Below are 15,785 nucleotides of genomic sequence, written 5' to 3'. Positions count from 1 at the left end.
GCCGGTTTCAGCTCAGCCCAGCCGGGGCTGAATCGTCTCGATGAACACCTGCTGCTTCTGATCCGCCGTCAGGTGGCAGGCAGAGCCGCGGCCGGCCGGCAGCGAGGGCCTGTCGCCCTTGCACTTGCCGCCTTCGACCTTGTCGGTGAACGCACACCGCGGGTGGAAGGGGCAGCCGCTCGGCGGGTTCAGCAGCGACGGCGGCGAGCCGGGGATCGGCAGCAGCGGCTCGTCGACGTCCGAGTTGAGGCGCGGCATGGAGCCGAGCAGCCCCCAGGTGTAGGGGTGTTCGGGCGACTTGAGCACCTCGCGCACGGAGCCGCGCTCGACGGCCCGGCCCGCGTACATCACGAGCAGGTCGTCGGCCATGTTCGCCACGACACCGAGGTCGTGGGTGATCATGATGATCGCGGAGCCGAACTCCTGCTGGAGGTCCTTGAGCAGGTCGAGGATCTGCGCCTGGACGGTCACGTCGAGCGCGGTGGTCGGCTCGTCGGCGATCAGCAGGTCGGGGTTGCAGACCAGGGACATGGCGATCATGGCGCGCTGACGCATACCGCCGGAGAACTGGTGCGGGTAGTCGTCCACCCGCTGCTTGGGGTGGGGGATGCCCACCTTCTCCAGCATCTGGATGGCCCGGTCCCGGGCCTCTTTCTTGCTGGCCCCGGTGTGCTTGCGGAACGGCTCCGAGATCTGCCGGCCCACCGTGTAGTACGGCGACAGCGCGGTCAGCGAGTCCTGGAAGATCATCGCCATCTTGTTGCCGCGGAGCTTCTCGAGCTCGGGCTCGGTGGCGGTGATCAGTTCCTTGCCCTCGAGGAGGATCTCGCCCTCGACGTGGGTGCTCTTGCGGTTGTGCAGGCCGAGCACGGTCAGGTTCGTCACCGACTTGCCGGAGCCCGACTCGCCGACGATGCCGAGCGTCTTGCCGCGCTCGATGTCGAAGGAGAGCCCGTCCACAGCCTTGACGATGCCGTCCTCGGTGGAGAACTGCACCTTCAGGTCGCGTACCGAGAGGAACGCGTCGCCGCCGGTGGGAGCCGGGGCGTCCTCGGTCTTGGTGAGTGTGGTCACGGTCGTTCTCCTAGGACAGACGCACGCGCGGGTCGACGACGGCGTACAGAGCGTCCACGACGATGTTGCAGACGATGATGAAAGCGGCGCTGAGGATCATGACGCCCATGAGGACGGGGAGATCCTTGCCGATGACGGAGTCGCGGGCGAGGCGGCCGATGCCGGCGAGGCCGAAGGTCAGCTCGGTGACCATGCCACCGCTGAGCAGACCGCCGATGTCCATGCCCAGGATGGTGATGATCGGGATGAGCGAGCCGCGCCAGGCGTAGCGGAAGAAGGCGTAACGGCTGCTCATGCCCTTGGCCTTGGCAGCGCGGACGTGCTCTTCCTGCAACTGCTCGATCATCGACGAGCGGGCCATACGTGTGTAGTTGGCCGTGAAGATGGTCGCCATGACGATCCAGGGGATCAGCAGACCCATGAACCAGCCCCACGGATCCTCACTGGGCGGCACGTACTTGGGCTTGTCCAGCCAGCCCGTGCTGAAGACCAGGAGACCCATGACGACCGGGCCGATGAAGTAGATCTGGAACGAGCTGGTGACCAGCGAGGCGCCGCTGAAGGTCTTGTCGAGCCAGGTGCCGCGGAAGCGGGCGGCCAGCAGGCCGGCGCCGAGACCGGCGAACAGGAAGACGATGAGGGAACCGAAGGTGAGGGACACCGTCAGCGGGAGACGGTCCATCATCGTGTCCCACACCATCTGGTTGTTCCGGAACGAGATGCCGAAACAGGGTGCGGGGCAGTGGCCCACCGCGAAGTCACGTCCGGCGAAGATGCCGGTGAGGTAGTCCCAGTACTGCACGGGGACCGGCTTGTCGAGGCCGAGGTTCTTGTGAATGAGCGCCAGCGCATCCGGAGTGCAGTTCTTGCCACATGCGAGCGTCGCCGGGTCCTGTGGGATGGCGAAGTACATGAAGTACGTGAAGGCGCTGATCAGCAGAAGGATGAGTGCTGCGCCGAGCGTCCGGCGTATGAGAAATCGAAGCATGGCAATGAGCTGCTCTCAGGACGGCGGCGGTGGGAGGCCAGGAGGGAGCCGGCGACCCGGGGATGAGGGCACCGCCGCGCCCTCATCCCCGGGAACTGCCTTGAACTGACTACTTCTTGAGGTAGACCGCGGTCGGGTCGGTGTAGCTCGTCACCGTCGAGTACCGCAGGCCACCGACGTTGGAGCCGGCGATCTGGAACACCTTGGTGTAGTAGATCGGGGCAGCCGGGTTGATCTTGGTGGTGATGTACTGGGAGAGCTTCTCCCACTCCTTGGCCGCCTCGGCCGTGTCCGAGATCTTCTGGATGCGCGCGATCTCGTCGTTCACGTGCTTGTCGTTCGTGTGCGAGTAGTTCGACGCGCCGTCCTGGATCTGCGCACCGTCGAAGGACGGCGGGAAGACGGTGTTGCCGGACGCCCAGTCCTGACCCCAGCCGGTCATGTAGAGGTCAAAGCCGTTCTTGACCTTGCCCATCTGCTCGTACCAGGTCGCGGCGTCGACTTCCTTCTTCTGGATGTCGAGGCCGATGCGCTTCAGGTTGTTGATGATGAGGTTCGCCTGGGTGGTACGCACCGGGGTGTTGGCGTACGCGTAGACGAGCTTCTTGCCCTTGGCGCCGGCCTCGTCGATCAGCTTCTTCGCCGCGGCGATGTCACCGTTCGGCTTCTTGGTCCGGTTGAACGGGTCGAAGGTCTTGTCGTAGCCCGGCGTGGTGGGCGACATCAGGCTGGTCGCGGGCTCGCCGCCGTAGGCACCGCCGTCGGCGCGGCCGGCCGCGGTGGCCGGCATCGCCAGGGCGATGGCGTCACGGATGCGCTTGTCCTTCACGCGGTCCATGTTGAAGTTCAGCTGCCACACGTACGGGGCGTAGCCCTGCACCGTGCGCTTCATGACCGCCTTGTCGGTGGTGATCTTCTGCAGCTGGGTGGCGTCGATCTGGCCGGTGAACATGATGGCGTTCTTGGCCTCGGCACGGTCGGCCAGGATCGTCTTGGTCTGCGTGGCCTTGTCCTGGTTGTAGTCGATGTTGAAGCCATCGACGTACTGGTGACGCATCGGGTCCGTCTTCGGGTCCCAGTTGGTGTTGCGGACCAGCTTCATGCTCTTGCCGGACTTGTAGTCCGAGATCTTGTACGGACCGGTCGCGACGGGCGCCTGGTCGTACTTCTCCTTGGTGTCCGTCTTCTCGGGAACGACCGAGTAGGCGGCCATCGCCATCGCCTGCGGAGTGTCCGTCTGCGGCTTCAGGAAGTGGAAGACGATCGTCTTGTCGTCCGGCGTCGCGATGACCGAGTCCGGCAGGTGCTTGCCCTTGTACGGACCGGCGTACGCCTTGCGGTACGCGGTGCCCGTGCCGGACAGCCACTGCTGGACGTAGGTCGGGCCGTCCGTCTCGAAGGAGGCGTACAGGCGCTCGAACGTGTGGCGGATGTCGCCCGACGTGATGACGTTGCCGTTCTGGTCCTTCACGCCGTCCTTCAGCGTGTAGGTCCAGGTCTTGCCGCCGTCCGAGGACTTGCCCGCGTCGGTGGCGAGGTCGCCGACGACCGTCGAGTTGCCCTTGTCGTCCTCGACGTACGTGGTCAGGCCACGGTAGAGGAGCTTGGAGAGGAGACCGCCGTCGGAGACGTAGATCTGACCCGGGTCCAGGTGGGAGAAGTCCGTCTCCTGGTAGACCTGGACCGTGCCGCCCTTACGGGCACCCGCGACCTCCTTGGCGGGGCCGACGGACTGCTGGGCGGTGCCCATGATGACCGGCTTGGCCTGCGCGAGGGCGTCCTTCTGGGACTTGCCCGCGGGCTTGTCGGAGCTCTTGCTGCCGCTGCTGCAGCCGGTCAGTGCCAGCGCGCCGGCGGTCACCGCGACGACCGTTGCCTGCGCCGTGCGCGAACGAAGGATGCTCATGGAGTTAGATCCACCTGCCTGTGAGTAGTGATCCTTTGGTGCTGCCTGGCGCATCCGGTGTGGGCCGGCGCCCGGGTGGCAGCTCCCCCTCGGATGGGCTGGGTTCAGCGGCCCGTCTTGGGATCGAACGCATCCCGGACGGAGTCCCCGAGGAGGTTGAACGCCACGAAGAAGACGACCATGGCGACACCCGGGAAGAACATGTAGGTCGGGTCCTGCTCGTAGATGCCCGCACCCGTGGCGAACATCAGGCCCCAGTCGGGGGTCGGGTCCTGATACCCGACACCGACGAAGGACAGGAACGCGACCGAGAGGATGGTGCTGGGGAGCAGGTACGTGCCCTGCACGATGATCGGCGTGATCAGGTTGGGCAGCAGCTCCTTGCGGATGATCCGCCAGGGCGAGGCGCCCGCGACCTTCGCCGCCTCCACGAACTCGCGCTCACGCAGGGAGAGCGTGACGGCGCGCACCAGGCGGGACAGGCTCATCCAGGTGAGGAGCCACATCACGCCGAGGATGGCGAGGAAGCGGATGTAGACCGGGGTCTCCTCGTCGGGCGCCACGAACACCGTGACCACGACGGGCATCACCGCGACCATGAACAGCTGGCTGGGCAGGGCGAGCATGAAGTCGGTCAGACGCCCGAGCCAGTAGTCGATCTTGCCGCCGAAGTACCCCGAGACGAGACCGATGAGGACACCCACGATGACGATGCCGATCGTGGCGAGCAGCGCCGTGTAGAGCGACGTACGCATGCCGTAGAGCAGGTACGAGAACACGTCGCGGCCGTAGTTCGGGTCGATGCCGAACCAATGCTCGGGCGACATACCGCCGTTGGGACCGGCCGGCAGGTTGAACTCGTTGAGGAGCGTGGGGTCGTCCTGGCCGTAGAAGGTGTACGGGTCCTTGCCGTACAGCTTCGAGATGACCGGCGCGAGCGCGGCTATCAGGAAGAAGAACAGGACGATGAAGGCGGAGACGACGCCCGTCTTGTCCCGTTTGAAGCGACGCCACATCAGCTGTCCGGGGCTGCGCCCCTCCAGCTTCTTGGGCTCCTTCGCGTCAGCCTGCGGCGCGCTGTCCTTGTCCAAGGCGGAAGAGGTCTCGGCGCCCTCAATCTCGATTGGACTCGTCATGATTCGTCCATTTCACAGGTGTTGGAGGTCGTCGGCACACGGCGGGCTCCTCCCTGTGGGACGGAGCACCGGACCGACGGCCGTCGCACGGCGTACGCCACTCCAGCTGGATTGCCACCAGGGGGTACGACGACCTACGGGCGGTACACGGCAACCCAAGGCCGGATGCGCGCGGTTGAGCTACGACTGGGGTGAACTCACCCCGGGGGAACCTGACCCGACCGGGCAGGCCGTGCCGTCAGAGACTGTCGCGGCGCTTGAGCGCGCCGGCCAATGGGCTACTGCCCGCGAGTCCTGTACCTGCCATCGGGGACGACGCGACCCATATGGCGCTTGTGGCACCTCGCATGGGTTCCTCCTCATGAGTCCACTTTTGTTCACTACAAGTGGAGGCACATGCCACCTGACCGACACCCCTGACGGCGAGGATTGAAAGTGCCTCAGTGTGCTCGCGAGTCGGCACTCCCCACAGTGCGTGACCCATTGACCCGAGCTCTACGCGCTCAACTATCTGGCATCAGAATCGGACCGACCACAGTGTTTTGGTCTCGGTTCGATCACACCTGATGCGTACTTAGCCCAATATCCGGACAAACTGATCCTAGATAGATCCCTGCGAAACGGACTCGTTACACATCTATCGGTCAGTGGACTCCGGATTCCGGACAACCGCCTCTGGAAAACGAGTTGCACATCACGAACCCTTGCGCAGGGCTGTGGGAAGACTCGCATCGGGCGGATCAACGCGCGTGGATCGCGCGCGAACGCGTCCAGGATGCCACGAGGGTAGTGAAGTACCACCTGGTGCGGGCGATGATCCTGCAAAAACTCCTGCACGGCACCACGGCGGCAGGACATACGACAAAGGCCCGGGCCCCCCGAAGGGGACCCGGGCCCAGCTGTCGACGGATCAGCTGTGCTTGGCGCGCGAGGCGCTGCGGCCACGCTGCTTCTGGTCGAGGACGACCTTGCGGATACGGACCGTCTCCGGGGTCACCTCGATGCACTCGTCGTCGCGGCAGAACTCCAGGGACTGCTCGAGCGAGAGCTTGCGGGCGGGCACCACGTTCTCCGTGGTGTCCGCGGAAGCCGCACGCATGTTGGTGAGCTTCTTCTCCTTGGTGATGTTCACGTCCATGTCGTCGGCGCGCGAGTTCTCGCCGATGATCATGCCCTCGTAGACCTCGGTGCCGGCCTCGGTGAAGATGACACCGCGCTCCTGGAGGTTGACCATCGCGAACGGCGTCACCGTGCCCGAGCGGTCCGCGACCAGCGAGCCGTTGTGACGGGTGCGCAGGTCGCCGAACCACGGCTCGTGGCCCTCGAAGATGGAGTGCGCGATACCGGTGCCGCGGGTCTGCGTGAGGAACTCCGTACGGAAGCCGATGAGGCCACGGGACGGGACGATCCACTCCATACGGACCCAGCCCGAACCGTGGTTCGTCATGGTCTCCATACGGCCCTTGCGGGTCGCCATGAGCTGCGTGATGGCGCCGAGGTGCTCCTCGGGCGAGTCGATCGTCATGCGCTCGATCGGCTCGTGCGTCTTGCCGTCGATCTGCTTGGTGACGACCTCGGGCTTGCCGACGGTCAGCTCGAAGCCCTCGCGGCGCATCTGCTCGACCAGGATGGCGAGCGCGAGCTCACCGCGGCCCTGGACCTCCCAGGCGTCGGGGCGCTCGGTGTCGAGGACGCGGAGCGAGACGTTACCGATCAGCTCGCGGTCGAGGCGGTCCTTGATCTGGCGGGCCGTGACCTTGTGGCCCTTGCCGCCCTTGCCGACCAGCGGCGAGGTGTTCGCGCCGATGGTCATCGAGATCGCCGGCTCGTCGACCGTGATGAGCGGCAGCGCGATCGGGTTCTCGGTGTCGGCCAGGGTCTCGCCGATCATGATGTCCGGGATACCGGCGATGGCGCAGATGTCACCCGGGCCCGCCTTCTCGGCCGGCTTGCGGGTGAGCGCCTCGGTCATCAGGAGCTCGGTGATGCGGACGTTGGACATCGTGCCGTCGCGCTTGATCCACGTGACGGTCTGGCCCTTGCGCAGCTCGCCCTGCTCGACGCGGCACAGCGCGATACGGCCGAGGAAGTTGTCGGCGTCCAGGTTGGTGACGTGCGCCTGAAGGGGGGCGGCCTCGTCGAACTCCGGGGCCGGCACGTGCGCCAGGATCGTGTTGAAGAACGGCTCGAGGTTCTCGCTGTCCTGCGGGACGGTGCCGTCCTCGGGCTTGGTCAGCGAGGCGACGCCGTCACGGGCGCAGGCGTAGACGATCGGGAACTCGATCTGGTCCTCGTCCGCGTCCAGGTCCAGGAACAGGTCGTACGTCTCGTCGACGACCTCGGCGATCCGGGAGTCGGCACGGTCCGTCTTGTTGATGCACAGGATGACCGGCATCTTGGCCGCGAGGGCCTTGCGCAGCACGAAGCGGGTCTGCGGCAGCGGGCCCTCGGAGGCGTCGACGAGCAGCACGACCGCGTCCACCATCGACAGGCCGCGCTCGACCTCACCACCGAAGTCGGCGTGGCCGGGGGTGTCGATGATGTTGATCGTGATGGCCTCGCCGCCATCCTTCGGGTGGTACTTGACCGCCGTGTTCTTGGCCAGGATCGTGATGCCCTTCTCACGCTCCAGGTCGTTCGAGTCCATCATGCGGTCGTCGAGCGACTCGGCGGCGTGCGCCGCGAAGGCGCCGGCCTGCTTGAGCATGGCGTCGACCAGCGTGGTCTTGCCGTGGTCGACGTGGGCGACGATGGCGACGTTACGGATGTCGTGGCGCGTGGCCATATTGCGGCGTACTCCCGGAGTGAGTGGACGGCTGCGCGTACGTCTCTTCGTACACGCGCCCTGCCGGGCTGGACACGCCACGGCCTCACCCCATCGTACGTGGCTTCGGCCGGGCAGGCCTTCTGGGGCTCTGGGGTCAGGGATGCACAGTGAGTGAACGCCGCGGAGAAGCGTGGGGGACGCCCCGGAGAAACCGCAGGTCAGTGGTGAAACGAACCTTGCCCGCCGGACGGCCGGCGGGCAAGGGACTTGAGCCAGATCTGAGCTGGGTGATCTTCCGGAAGATCACCCAGGGACTCTCGGAGTCTCTTCCGGGCACTCAGGGTGCGATGTGCGTCACTTCTCGGACAGGCTCGCGGACTGGCTCGCGGGCGACTCCACCGACCCGCTCGCCGAGCCGGAGACGTTCGGCTCGGCACCCGGCCGCGCACCCGGCTTCAGGAAGCCGATGTCCTCGTACTCGGGCTCCTGGAAGCCGAAGGCTCCCGCGTTGGCGACGGTGCGGCGGGCGGCCACCAGTTCCGGGCGCTGGAAGAGAGGAATCGATCCTGCTGCGGCCCAGATACGGGCGTCGGCCTGCTTGACCAGGGAGCGCTCCTCCCCCTCGTCGAGCTCACCGATCGCCTGGTCGAAGAGCTGGTCGATGTGGTCCGTGCCGACCCGGGTGTAGTTCTGCTCGACGGTGAGCGAGCCGTCCGCCGCCGGCACCGGCTTGGCGTAGATCGGGCGGGCGTCGGTGGCCGGGAAGGCCGAGGCGGGCCACGAGTAGAGCGCCATGTCGTACTGCCCGGACGCGATGTGGTCCTTGAAGTAGCTGGCGTCGGTGACCTTCGACGTCTCCGTGCGGATGCCGATCTTCGCCAGCATCTGCGAGATCCGGTCCGCGACCGCGTGCAGCGAGTCCGAGCCGGGGCCCGACGGGAGCACGAAGCGCAGCGTCAGCGGCTTGCCGTCCTTGGCGAGCGGACCGGCGGGGGCACCGGCCGGTGCGGGCGTCCCCTTCGGGGCGTAGGCGCCCGGGGCGCCGCCTCGCTCGGCGGCCTCCTTCGCGTACTGCTCGGCGTGCTTCTTCTCCTTGTCGACCTCGCGCAGCTTCTGCGCGTCGGCCTGGTGCAGGAGCGCCGCGTGCTGGATGGCGGCGGCGCGCTCGGGGGCGAACAGCGACGTCTGCCCGTCGCCCGGCTTCTGGTCGCTCTCCCCGACGATGTACGTGCCGTCGTCGGAGTCCTCGGAGACGGCCCCCTTCTTGTCCTCTGCGCCCTTCTTGCCTTCGCTGCCGGATTCGCCGTCGGCCTTGCTGCCGGCCGTCTTCGGCTTGGTCTTCTCGGTCTCCTTCTTCAGGGGACCGCCCTGCACCCAGCCCGCGTCCGAGAGCAGCGCACGGGCCTCCGCGGTGTCCTGGCTGCCGAGGGCGCCGCTGCTGTCGGCGTACGCCTGCTGCCCCGCGAGGGCGAGATGGCTGCCGACCGTGTGCGCGGGCAGGCCGAGCGGCTTGAGGACGACCTCGGCGAGCTTCTTGCGGTCGATGGCGCGGGCCACGGCGCGGCGCACGCGCTCGTCGGCCAGCGGGCCCTCGGAGCCGTTCAGCGCCAGCTGCGTGAAGGCGGGTTCGAGGGACTTGCGGACGACGTAGCCGCCCAGGCCCGTCTGTCCCTGCTCGTCCTTCTCGGCAGCCCTACGGGCCTCGACGCCCTGGCCGGCCGCCTCCTCGTTCTCGGCAGGCGTGCGCGCGGCGTCGGGGCCCTGGGCGAGCGGGCCCGAGGTGTCCTTGTCGCCGCCGGCGCGGGTGATGCGGGACGCGTCCTGCGGGTCGACGGCGGCGAGGTCGATCTTCCCCGCGACGAGCGCGTCGGCCCGCTTCTCGCGGGGCACGACCTGCAGGACGATCTTGTCCAGCTTGGCCTGACGGCCCCACCAGCGCGGGTTGCGCACCAGCGTGACGTCCTTGGCGCCCTGGTCGATGTCCTTGATCGAGAAGGGACCCGCGGTGACCTTGAGCTTGCGGCGGGCTCCCTCGTTGAAGGCGTCCGGGGTCCCCATGACGTCCTTGGGATACAGCGGCGAGAACAGCGAGCGCCAGTCCGCGTACGGCTTGGCGAAAGTGACCCGCACCTCCAGGTTGTTCTTGCCGCGCTCGATCTTCTCGATGCGGTCGTAGCCCGCGTTGTGGGCCGTCCAGTACGCGGATTCCTTGCCGGACAGGGCGCGCCACTGGGCGGCGAAGTCCGCTGCGCCGATCTCGCGGCCGTCGCTCCACACCGCCTGCTGGTTGAGCTTGTACAGGACGACCTGCTTGGGCTCGGTCTCGATGACCTCGGCCTTCTCCAGGAAGTCCGGGTCGCGCACCGCCCTGCCCTGCTTGTCGAGCCGGAACATCGACGGAAGCACGGCTCCGGAGACGCGGGTCGTGCCCGCGTCGGCGTCGGCCTGGAAGGAGTTGAGGGTCCCCGGCAGGGCGTCGACCGCCCAGCGCAGGGTGCCGCCGTCGGCGACGTCGCCGCGGGCCGTGGACGCGATGTCCTGGGCGGCGGCCGGGCTGCTGGACTCGTCGTCGTCATCGCCCGAGCCACAGCCGGCCAGGGCCGTCACCGCGAGTGCCCCCGACACGAGGAACGCGGCCGAGCGCAGGACGGGACGCCGCGCGGGACGCCTGGCGGGGCGCGATGTGGCGCCGTCATGGGACATCACGAGTACCTCCGGGGCTAGCCCGGCCGCCCGCTTACCAGGACTGGACCGGGTTTGATCACGTTTGGCGGTATATGGAGCTGATCACATCTATCGCCCCACTGAAGGCGGTGCCTCTCGACGGGTGGCGACGACACGGCGATATCCGCCCGGAACCCCACTCGTGCGGCCCAATGCGGCGCCGATCGGGGTGGGGGCCTGTCGCACTCGCGCGGCCCCGCCCGGGAGGCGCAAAAACGGGGCGCACGCCGACGCACGCTTCAGGAATCCGCGCAGATCCCTTCACAAGGCGTGATGTGACGCGCGACACTCGCAGGCGCATGAGCATCTCCGCCGCACCAGCGGAAGCGAGGGCAAGTCATGTCCCTGAACGACGACTTGGCGGCAGCCGAGCGCTGCCTCGACGAGCTGTGCCGGACCGTGGGGCGCCTGGAGCGGCAGCTCGACGGCGGCCTCGACGTACGGCGCGTACGCACCGACGCCGACCATCTGCGCGAGAGCGTCGCCCTGCTGCGGGCGGCCGCGGCAGGCGCCCCGCCACCGCGCCGGCCCGAGCTCGTACCCGTCCCCGACACCCCGTACGACAGCACGCTCTGGACCGACTCGGACGACGAAGGACTCGGCGTCCGGGACCGGCACGCCCCCTGACCCTCTGAGCGGAGGCTTCGTTGGCCACCGGCACGGAACCCCATCCCCAAGCGGGCGCGCACGGCGTCCGGGACAGGACGCGCGCCGCGATCGCGTCCGGGCACCTGCGCACCGACCGCTGGTGGCTGGCGCCCGCCAGTACCGCCGCGGGACTGCTCGCCTTCATCGTCTACTCGACCTGGCGGGCCTTCGCGAACGCGGACTACTACCACGCGCCGTACGTCTCGCCGTTCTACTCCCCGTGCATCGCGCAGAACTGCAAGCCGATGCACGCGGGCCCCAACTGGGAGATATTCGGCGGCTGGTGGGGCCTGTCCCCCGCCCTGCTCATCCTGATCTTCCCACTCGGCTTCCGGCTGACCTGCTACTACTACCGGAAGGCCTACTACCGCGGGTTCTGGGCGTCACCGCCCGCCTGCGCGGTCGCCGAGCCGCACAAGAAGTACACGGGCGAGACCCGCTTCCCGCTGATCCTGCAGAACATCCACCGGTACTTCTTCTACGCGGCGATCCTCGTGGCGGGAATCCTCACGTACGACACCGTGCTCTCGTTCCGCAACGAGCGGTACGAGTGGGGCCACATGGGTCTCGGCACGCTCGTCTTCCTGCTGAACATCACGCTGATCTGGGCGTACACCCTGTCCTGCCACTCGTGCCGGCACATCGTCGGCGGCAAGCTCAAGCACTTCTCCAAGCACCCGGTGCGCTACCGGATGTGGCAGTGGGTCGGAAAGCTGAACAACCGTCACATGCTGCTCGCCTGGGCGTCGTTGATCAGCGTCGCGCTCGCCGACTTCTACGTGTTCCTGCTGGCGTCCGGCGCCTTCGACGATCCGCGCTTCTTCTAGATGGGGTGGCACTTCTGATGTCTCAAGTGGAGCGGCAGCAGTGGGACGTTGTCGTGGTCGGGGCGGGCGGTGCGGGCCTGCGCGCGGCGATCGAGGCGCGCGAGCGCGGCGCGCGTACGGCCGTGATCTGCAAGTCCCTCTTCGGCAAGGCGCACACCGTGATGGCCGAGGGCGGCATCGCCGCGGCCATGGGGAACGTGAACTCCGGCGACAGCTGGCAGGTCCACTTCCGTGACACGCTGCGCGGCGGCAAGTTCCTCAACCAGTGGCGGATGGCCGAGCTGCACGCGCGCGAAGCACCCGACCGTGTATGGGAGTTGGAGACCTGGGGCGCCCTGTTCGACCGGACGGCGGACGGCCGGATCTCGCAGCGCAACTTCGGCGGGCACGAGTACCCGCGCCTCGCGCACGTCGGTGACCGCACGGGCCTTGAGCTGATCCGCACGCTCCAGCAGAAGATCGTGGCGCTCCAGCAGGAGGACTTCAAGGAGTTCGGCGACTACGAGGCACGCCTCAAGGTCTTCCAGGAGTGCACGGTCACCCGCGTGCTCAAGGAGGGCGAGAGGGTTTCCGGCGCCTTCTGCTACGAGCGTGAGAGCGGCCGTTTCTTCGTCCTCCAGGCGCCGAGCGTGGTGCTCGCCACGGGCGGCATCGGCAAGTCGTTCAAGGTGACGTCGAACTCGTGGGAGTACACGGGCGACGGCCACGCGCTCGCGCTCCTCGCCGGGGCGCCGCTGCTGAACATGGAGTTCGTCCAGTTCCACCCGACGGGCATGGTCTGGCCGCCGTCGGTGAAGGGCATCCTCGTCACGGAGTCGGTGCGCGGCGACGGCGGGGTCCTGCGCAACTCCGAGGGCAAGCGGTTCATGTTCGACTACGTCCCCGACGTCTTCAAGGAGAAGTACGCCGAGTCGGAGGACGAGGGCGACCGCTGGTACGACGACCCGGACCACAACCGGCGCCCGCCCGAGCTGCTGCCCCGCGACGAGGTGGCGCGCGCCATCAACTCCGAGGTGAAGGCGGGCCGCGGGTCCCCGCACGGCGGCGTCTTCCTCGACGTCTCCACGCGCATGCCGGCCGAGCGCATCCGGCGCCGGCTGCCGTCGATGTACCACCAGTTCAAGGAGCTGGCCGACGTCGACATCACGGCCGAGCCCATGGAGGTCGGCCCGACCTGCCACTACGTGATGGGCGGCATCGCCGTCGACTCGGACACGGCGGCGGCGCGCGGCGTGCCGGGCCTGTTCGCGGCCGGCGAGGTGGCGGGCGGCATGCACGGCTCGAACCGTCTCGGCGGCAACTCGCTGTCCGACCTCCTCGTCTTCGGCCGACGGGCCGGACTGCACGCGGCCGAGTACGCGGCCGGGCTCGACGAGCGCCCTGACGTCGACGCGGACCAGGTCGACACGGCGGCGGCGGAGGCGCTGCGCCCGTTCTCCGCGGAGGGTCCGCCGGACGGGGGCGTCGCCGAGAACCCGTACACGCTCCACCAGGAGCTTCAGCAGGCGATGAACGACCTGGTCGGCATCATCCGGCGCGAGGAGGAGATGGCCGAGGCGCTCGACCGGCTCGCCGGACTGCGGCTGCGGGCGCGGCGGGCCGGGGTGGAGGGGCACCGCCAGTTCAACCCCGGCTGGCACCTCGCGCTCGACCTGCGCAACATGCTGCTCGTCAGCGAGTGCATCGCGCGGGCCGCGCTGGAGCGCACGGAGTCGCGCGGCGGCCACACCCGTGAGGACCACCCGACGATGGACCGCGGCTGGCGGCGCGCCAACCTGCTGTGCCGGCTCGTCGACCCGACCGGCGGCCTCGCCGCCACGGACCCGGTCCGGGGCCAGATCGACCTCGTGCACGACACCACCGAGCCCATCCGCCCGGACCTGCTCGCCCTCTTCGAGAAGGAAGAGCTGGTCAAGTACCTCGCCGAAGAGGAGCTCTACGAGTGAGTTCGTACGACGCGCGTTTCAGGGTCTGGCGCGGGGACGCCGAGGGCGGTGACCTGAGGGACTTCTCCGTGGAGGTGAACGACGGCGAGGTCGTCCTCGACATCATCCACAGGATCCAGGCGACCCAGGCCTCCGACCTCGCGGTCCGCTGGAACTGCAAGGCGGGCAAGTGCGGTTCGTGCTCGGCGGAGATCAACGGCAGGCCCCGCCTGATGTGCATGACCCGCATGTCGGTCTTCGACCGCGAGGACGTCATCACGGTGACGCCCCTGCGCGCCTTCCCGGTGGTCCGTGACCTCGTCACGGACGTCGGCTTCAACTACGCGAAGGCCCGCGAGATCCCGGCGTTCGTCCCGCCGGCCGGGGTCGGGCCGGGCGAGTACCGCATGCAGCAGGAGGATGTGGACCGCTCACAGGAGTTCCGCAAGTGCATCGAGTGCTTCCTGTGCCAGGACACGTGCCACGCGGTGCGCGACCACGAGGAGAACAAGGCGGCGTTCGCCGGCCCGCGCTTCCTGATGCGGGTCGCCGAGCTGGACATGCACCCCCTCGACGCGGCGTCGGACTCCGGCCTCGACCGCAAGCGTTCGGCCCAGGAGGACCACGGCCTCGGCTACTGCAACATCACGAAGTGCTGCACGGAGGTCTGCCCGGAGGGCATCCACATCACGGACAACGCGCTGATTCCCTTGAAAGAAAGGGCAGTTGACCGCAAGTACGACCCGGTGGTGTGGCTGGGGGACCGGATTCGGCGCCGCAAGGGGTGACCCCTCGGCCGCTGTGCCAGACTGCGGCGCATGCGGAATTCTGCGGGGGTTCTCGGGACGCTTGTGCTCGCCGGGGTGCTGGCGACGGGGACGACGGGCTGCTCGTCGGGTGACGGCGTGGACGACTCTGGCGGCTCGGCGGGCTCAGGCCTGACGCGGGCACTGAGCACACTGCCCGCGTCGGCGGGCGACGAGACCATCACGTACATCGACGTGCCGACGGCCCGGAAGCTGTACGCGAAGGACCGCAAGCAGTACATGGTCCTCAGCGGCTACGGGATCCAGGAGCGCACCCAACTCGGTTACACCGGCGGCTCGTTGAAGGACGGTTGGGGCTTCGACGACAAGGACGTGGACACGTCGCTGATGGTGGGCGACGGCTCTTCACTCCTGTCCGGGAAGTTCGACACTGAGGCCGTTCGGCGCGCGATGACCAAGCACGGATACACGGCCGCCGAGGGCGACGGGGGCGTCAGCCTGCGCAAGTCGGGCAGCGTCGCCGTCGACGTCTCCGACACCGTCCGCGTCACGCATCGGTCCAAGTCCCCGAAGCTCCCCCTCACCGCCCCGGACAGGACGCCGGCCGACGACAAGGCGTACACGGCAGTCAGCGCGTGCATGGGAGACGTGTACGAAGCGACGTTCTACGGGAAGCGGAAGCAGGGCGGCGGGGTCGTGCTGTCCGGGATCGGGGGTCGCCTCGCCGGCGACGGCACCTCGTCCGAGAAGCTCTGCGCGCTGACTTCGTCGAGGAATGCGGCCGAACGAACCGCGAAAGCGCTGCGCAAGGAGACCGGGCCCGGGAAGGCGTACGCCGGCACGAAGGTGACGGTCGGCGAGGGGGACACGCCTCTGGTGACGATGAGCTGGAAGAACAGCCGGGAGTCGAGCCATCGCCCGATGGCCAACAACCAGACGTTCACGCTGCTGCACGCGTTGATCAGGTAACCCGTGCCGCACCGCTGAGCGGTCGGGCGGTCCGGCGTTGCGCGACGCCGGGTG

General features: G+C 68.0%; 11 protein-coding genes. 5 read left to right on the top strand and 6 right to left on the bottom strand.

Translation table 11 applies throughout. From position 1 onward, the window contains the following. Window positions 1-12: 12 nt before the first annotated feature. From ACIPWY_RS30170 to ACIPWY_RS30145, 6 genes are all read right to left on the bottom strand, one after another. Window positions 13-1,074: an ABC transporter ATP-binding protein gene (locus ACIPWY_RS30170; RefSeq protein ID WP_362903693.1), complete on the bottom strand. Its 1,062-nt coding sequence runs from the start codon at window positions 1,072-1,074 to the stop codon at window positions 13-15. Between the two features lie 10 nt (window positions 1,075-1,084). Beyond that, window positions 1,085-2,062, bottom strand: a complete 978-nt coding sequence (locus ACIPWY_RS30165; protein WP_362903691.1) for an ABC transporter permease — start codon at window positions 2,060-2,062, stop codon at window positions 1,085-1,087. 109 nt (window positions 2,063-2,171) lie between these two features. Continuing rightward, window positions 2,172-3,968 carry an ABC transporter substrate-binding protein gene (locus ACIPWY_RS30160; protein WP_362903689.1) on the bottom strand — a complete coding sequence of 599 codons (1,797 nt, stop codon included), beginning with the start codon at window positions 3,966-3,968 and terminating at the stop codon, window positions 2,172-2,174. A 104-nt stretch (window positions 3,969-4,072) separates the two neighbouring features. Next, a complete protein-coding gene (locus ACIPWY_RS30155; protein ID WP_362903687.1) occupies window positions 4,073-5,104 on the bottom strand; it encodes an ABC transporter permease in 1,032 nt (343 codons plus the stop codon). A 910-nt stretch (window positions 5,105-6,014) separates the two neighbouring features. Then, window positions 6,015-7,889, bottom strand: coding sequence for a translational GTPase TypA (typA, locus tag ACIPWY_RS30150; RefSeq protein ID WP_362903685.1), 1,875 nt, complete (start codon window positions 7,887-7,889; stop codon window positions 6,015-6,017). Window positions 7,890-8,225: 336 nt separating this feature from the next. Continuing rightward, on the bottom strand, window positions 8,226-10,574 hold the full coding sequence (locus ACIPWY_RS30145) for an ABC transporter family substrate-binding protein (protein WP_401535822.1): 2,349 nt from the start codon (window positions 10,572-10,574) through the stop codon (window positions 8,226-8,228). 360 nt (window positions 10,575-10,934) lie between these two features. Here ACIPWY_RS30145 and ACIPWY_RS30140 point away from each other — a divergent pair, with 360 nt between their 5' ends. From ACIPWY_RS30140 to ACIPWY_RS30120, 5 genes are read left to right on the top strand one after another with little or no spacing between them, the layout of a single operon-like run. Beyond that, window positions 10,935-11,222, top strand: coding sequence for a hypothetical protein (locus ACIPWY_RS30140; RefSeq protein ID WP_362903681.1), 288 nt, complete (start codon window positions 10,935-10,937; stop codon window positions 11,220-11,222). 20 nt (window positions 11,223-11,242) lie between these two features. Further along, window positions 11,243-12,070, top strand: coding sequence for a hypothetical protein (locus ACIPWY_RS30135; protein ID WP_362903679.1), 828 nt, complete (start codon window positions 11,243-11,245; stop codon window positions 12,068-12,070). A 17-nt stretch (window positions 12,071-12,087) separates the two neighbouring features. Continuing rightward, the gene (locus ACIPWY_RS30130) at window positions 12,088-14,016 is read left to right on the top strand and encodes a fumarate reductase/succinate dehydrogenase flavoprotein subunit (RefSeq protein WP_383886827.1); all 1,929 of its coding nucleotides are present in this window, start codon (window positions 12,088-12,090) and stop codon (window positions 14,014-14,016) included. Beyond that, the gene (locus ACIPWY_RS30125; RefSeq protein ID WP_362903676.1) at window positions 14,013-14,783 is read left to right on the top strand and encodes a succinate dehydrogenase/fumarate reductase iron-sulfur subunit; all 771 of its coding nucleotides are present in this window, start codon (window positions 14,013-14,015) and stop codon (window positions 14,781-14,783) included. Before ACIPWY_RS30130 ends, ACIPWY_RS30125 begins: the two co-directional genes overlap by 4 nt. Window positions 14,784-14,813: 30 nt before the next feature. Beyond that, window positions 14,814-15,731: a hypothetical protein gene (locus ACIPWY_RS30120; protein WP_401535819.1), complete on the top strand. Its 918-nt coding sequence runs from the start codon at window positions 14,814-14,816 to the stop codon at window positions 15,729-15,731. Window positions 15,732-15,785 lie beyond the last annotated feature (54 nt).

The sequence above is a fragment of the Streptomyces sp. NPDC090032 genome (genome assembly GCF_044748025.1).
Taxonomy (GTDB): Bacteria; Actinomycetota; Actinomycetes; order Streptomycetales; family Streptomycetaceae; genus Streptomyces.
This window is presented reverse-complemented; position numbering and strand designations above follow the sequence as displayed.

Bases quoted from the DNA above. Each gene is read 5' to 3' on its own strand.
- ACIPWY_RS30165 (WP_362903691.1), bottom strand. From the start codon at position 2,062: ATGCTTCGATTTCTCATACGCCGGACGCTCGGCGCAGCACTCATCCTT.
- ACIPWY_RS30160 (WP_362903689.1), bottom strand. From the start codon at position 3,968: ATGAGCATCCTTCGTTCGCGCACGGCGCAGGCAACGGTCGTCGCGGTG.
- ACIPWY_RS30155 (WP_362903687.1), bottom strand. From the start codon at position 5,104: ATGACGAGTCCAATCGAGATTGAGGGCGCCGAGACCTCTTCCGCCTTG.
- typA (WP_362903685.1), bottom strand. From the start codon at position 7,889: ATGGCCACGCGCCACGACATCCGTAACGTCGCCATCGTCGCCCACGTC.
- ACIPWY_RS30145 (WP_401535822.1), bottom strand. From the start codon at position 10,574: ATGTCCCATGACGGCGCCACATCGCGCCCCGCCAGGCGTCCCGCGCGG.
- ACIPWY_RS30140 (WP_362903681.1), top strand. From the start codon at position 10,935: ATGTCCCTGAACGACGACTTGGCGGCAGCCGAGCGCTGCCTCGACGAG.
- ACIPWY_RS30130 (WP_383886827.1), top strand. From the start codon at position 12,088: ATGTCTCAAGTGGAGCGGCAGCAGTGGGACGTTGTCGTGGTCGGGGCG.
- ACIPWY_RS30120 (WP_401535819.1), top strand. From the start codon at position 14,814: ATGCGGAATTCTGCGGGGGTTCTCGGGACGCTTGTGCTCGCCGGGGTG.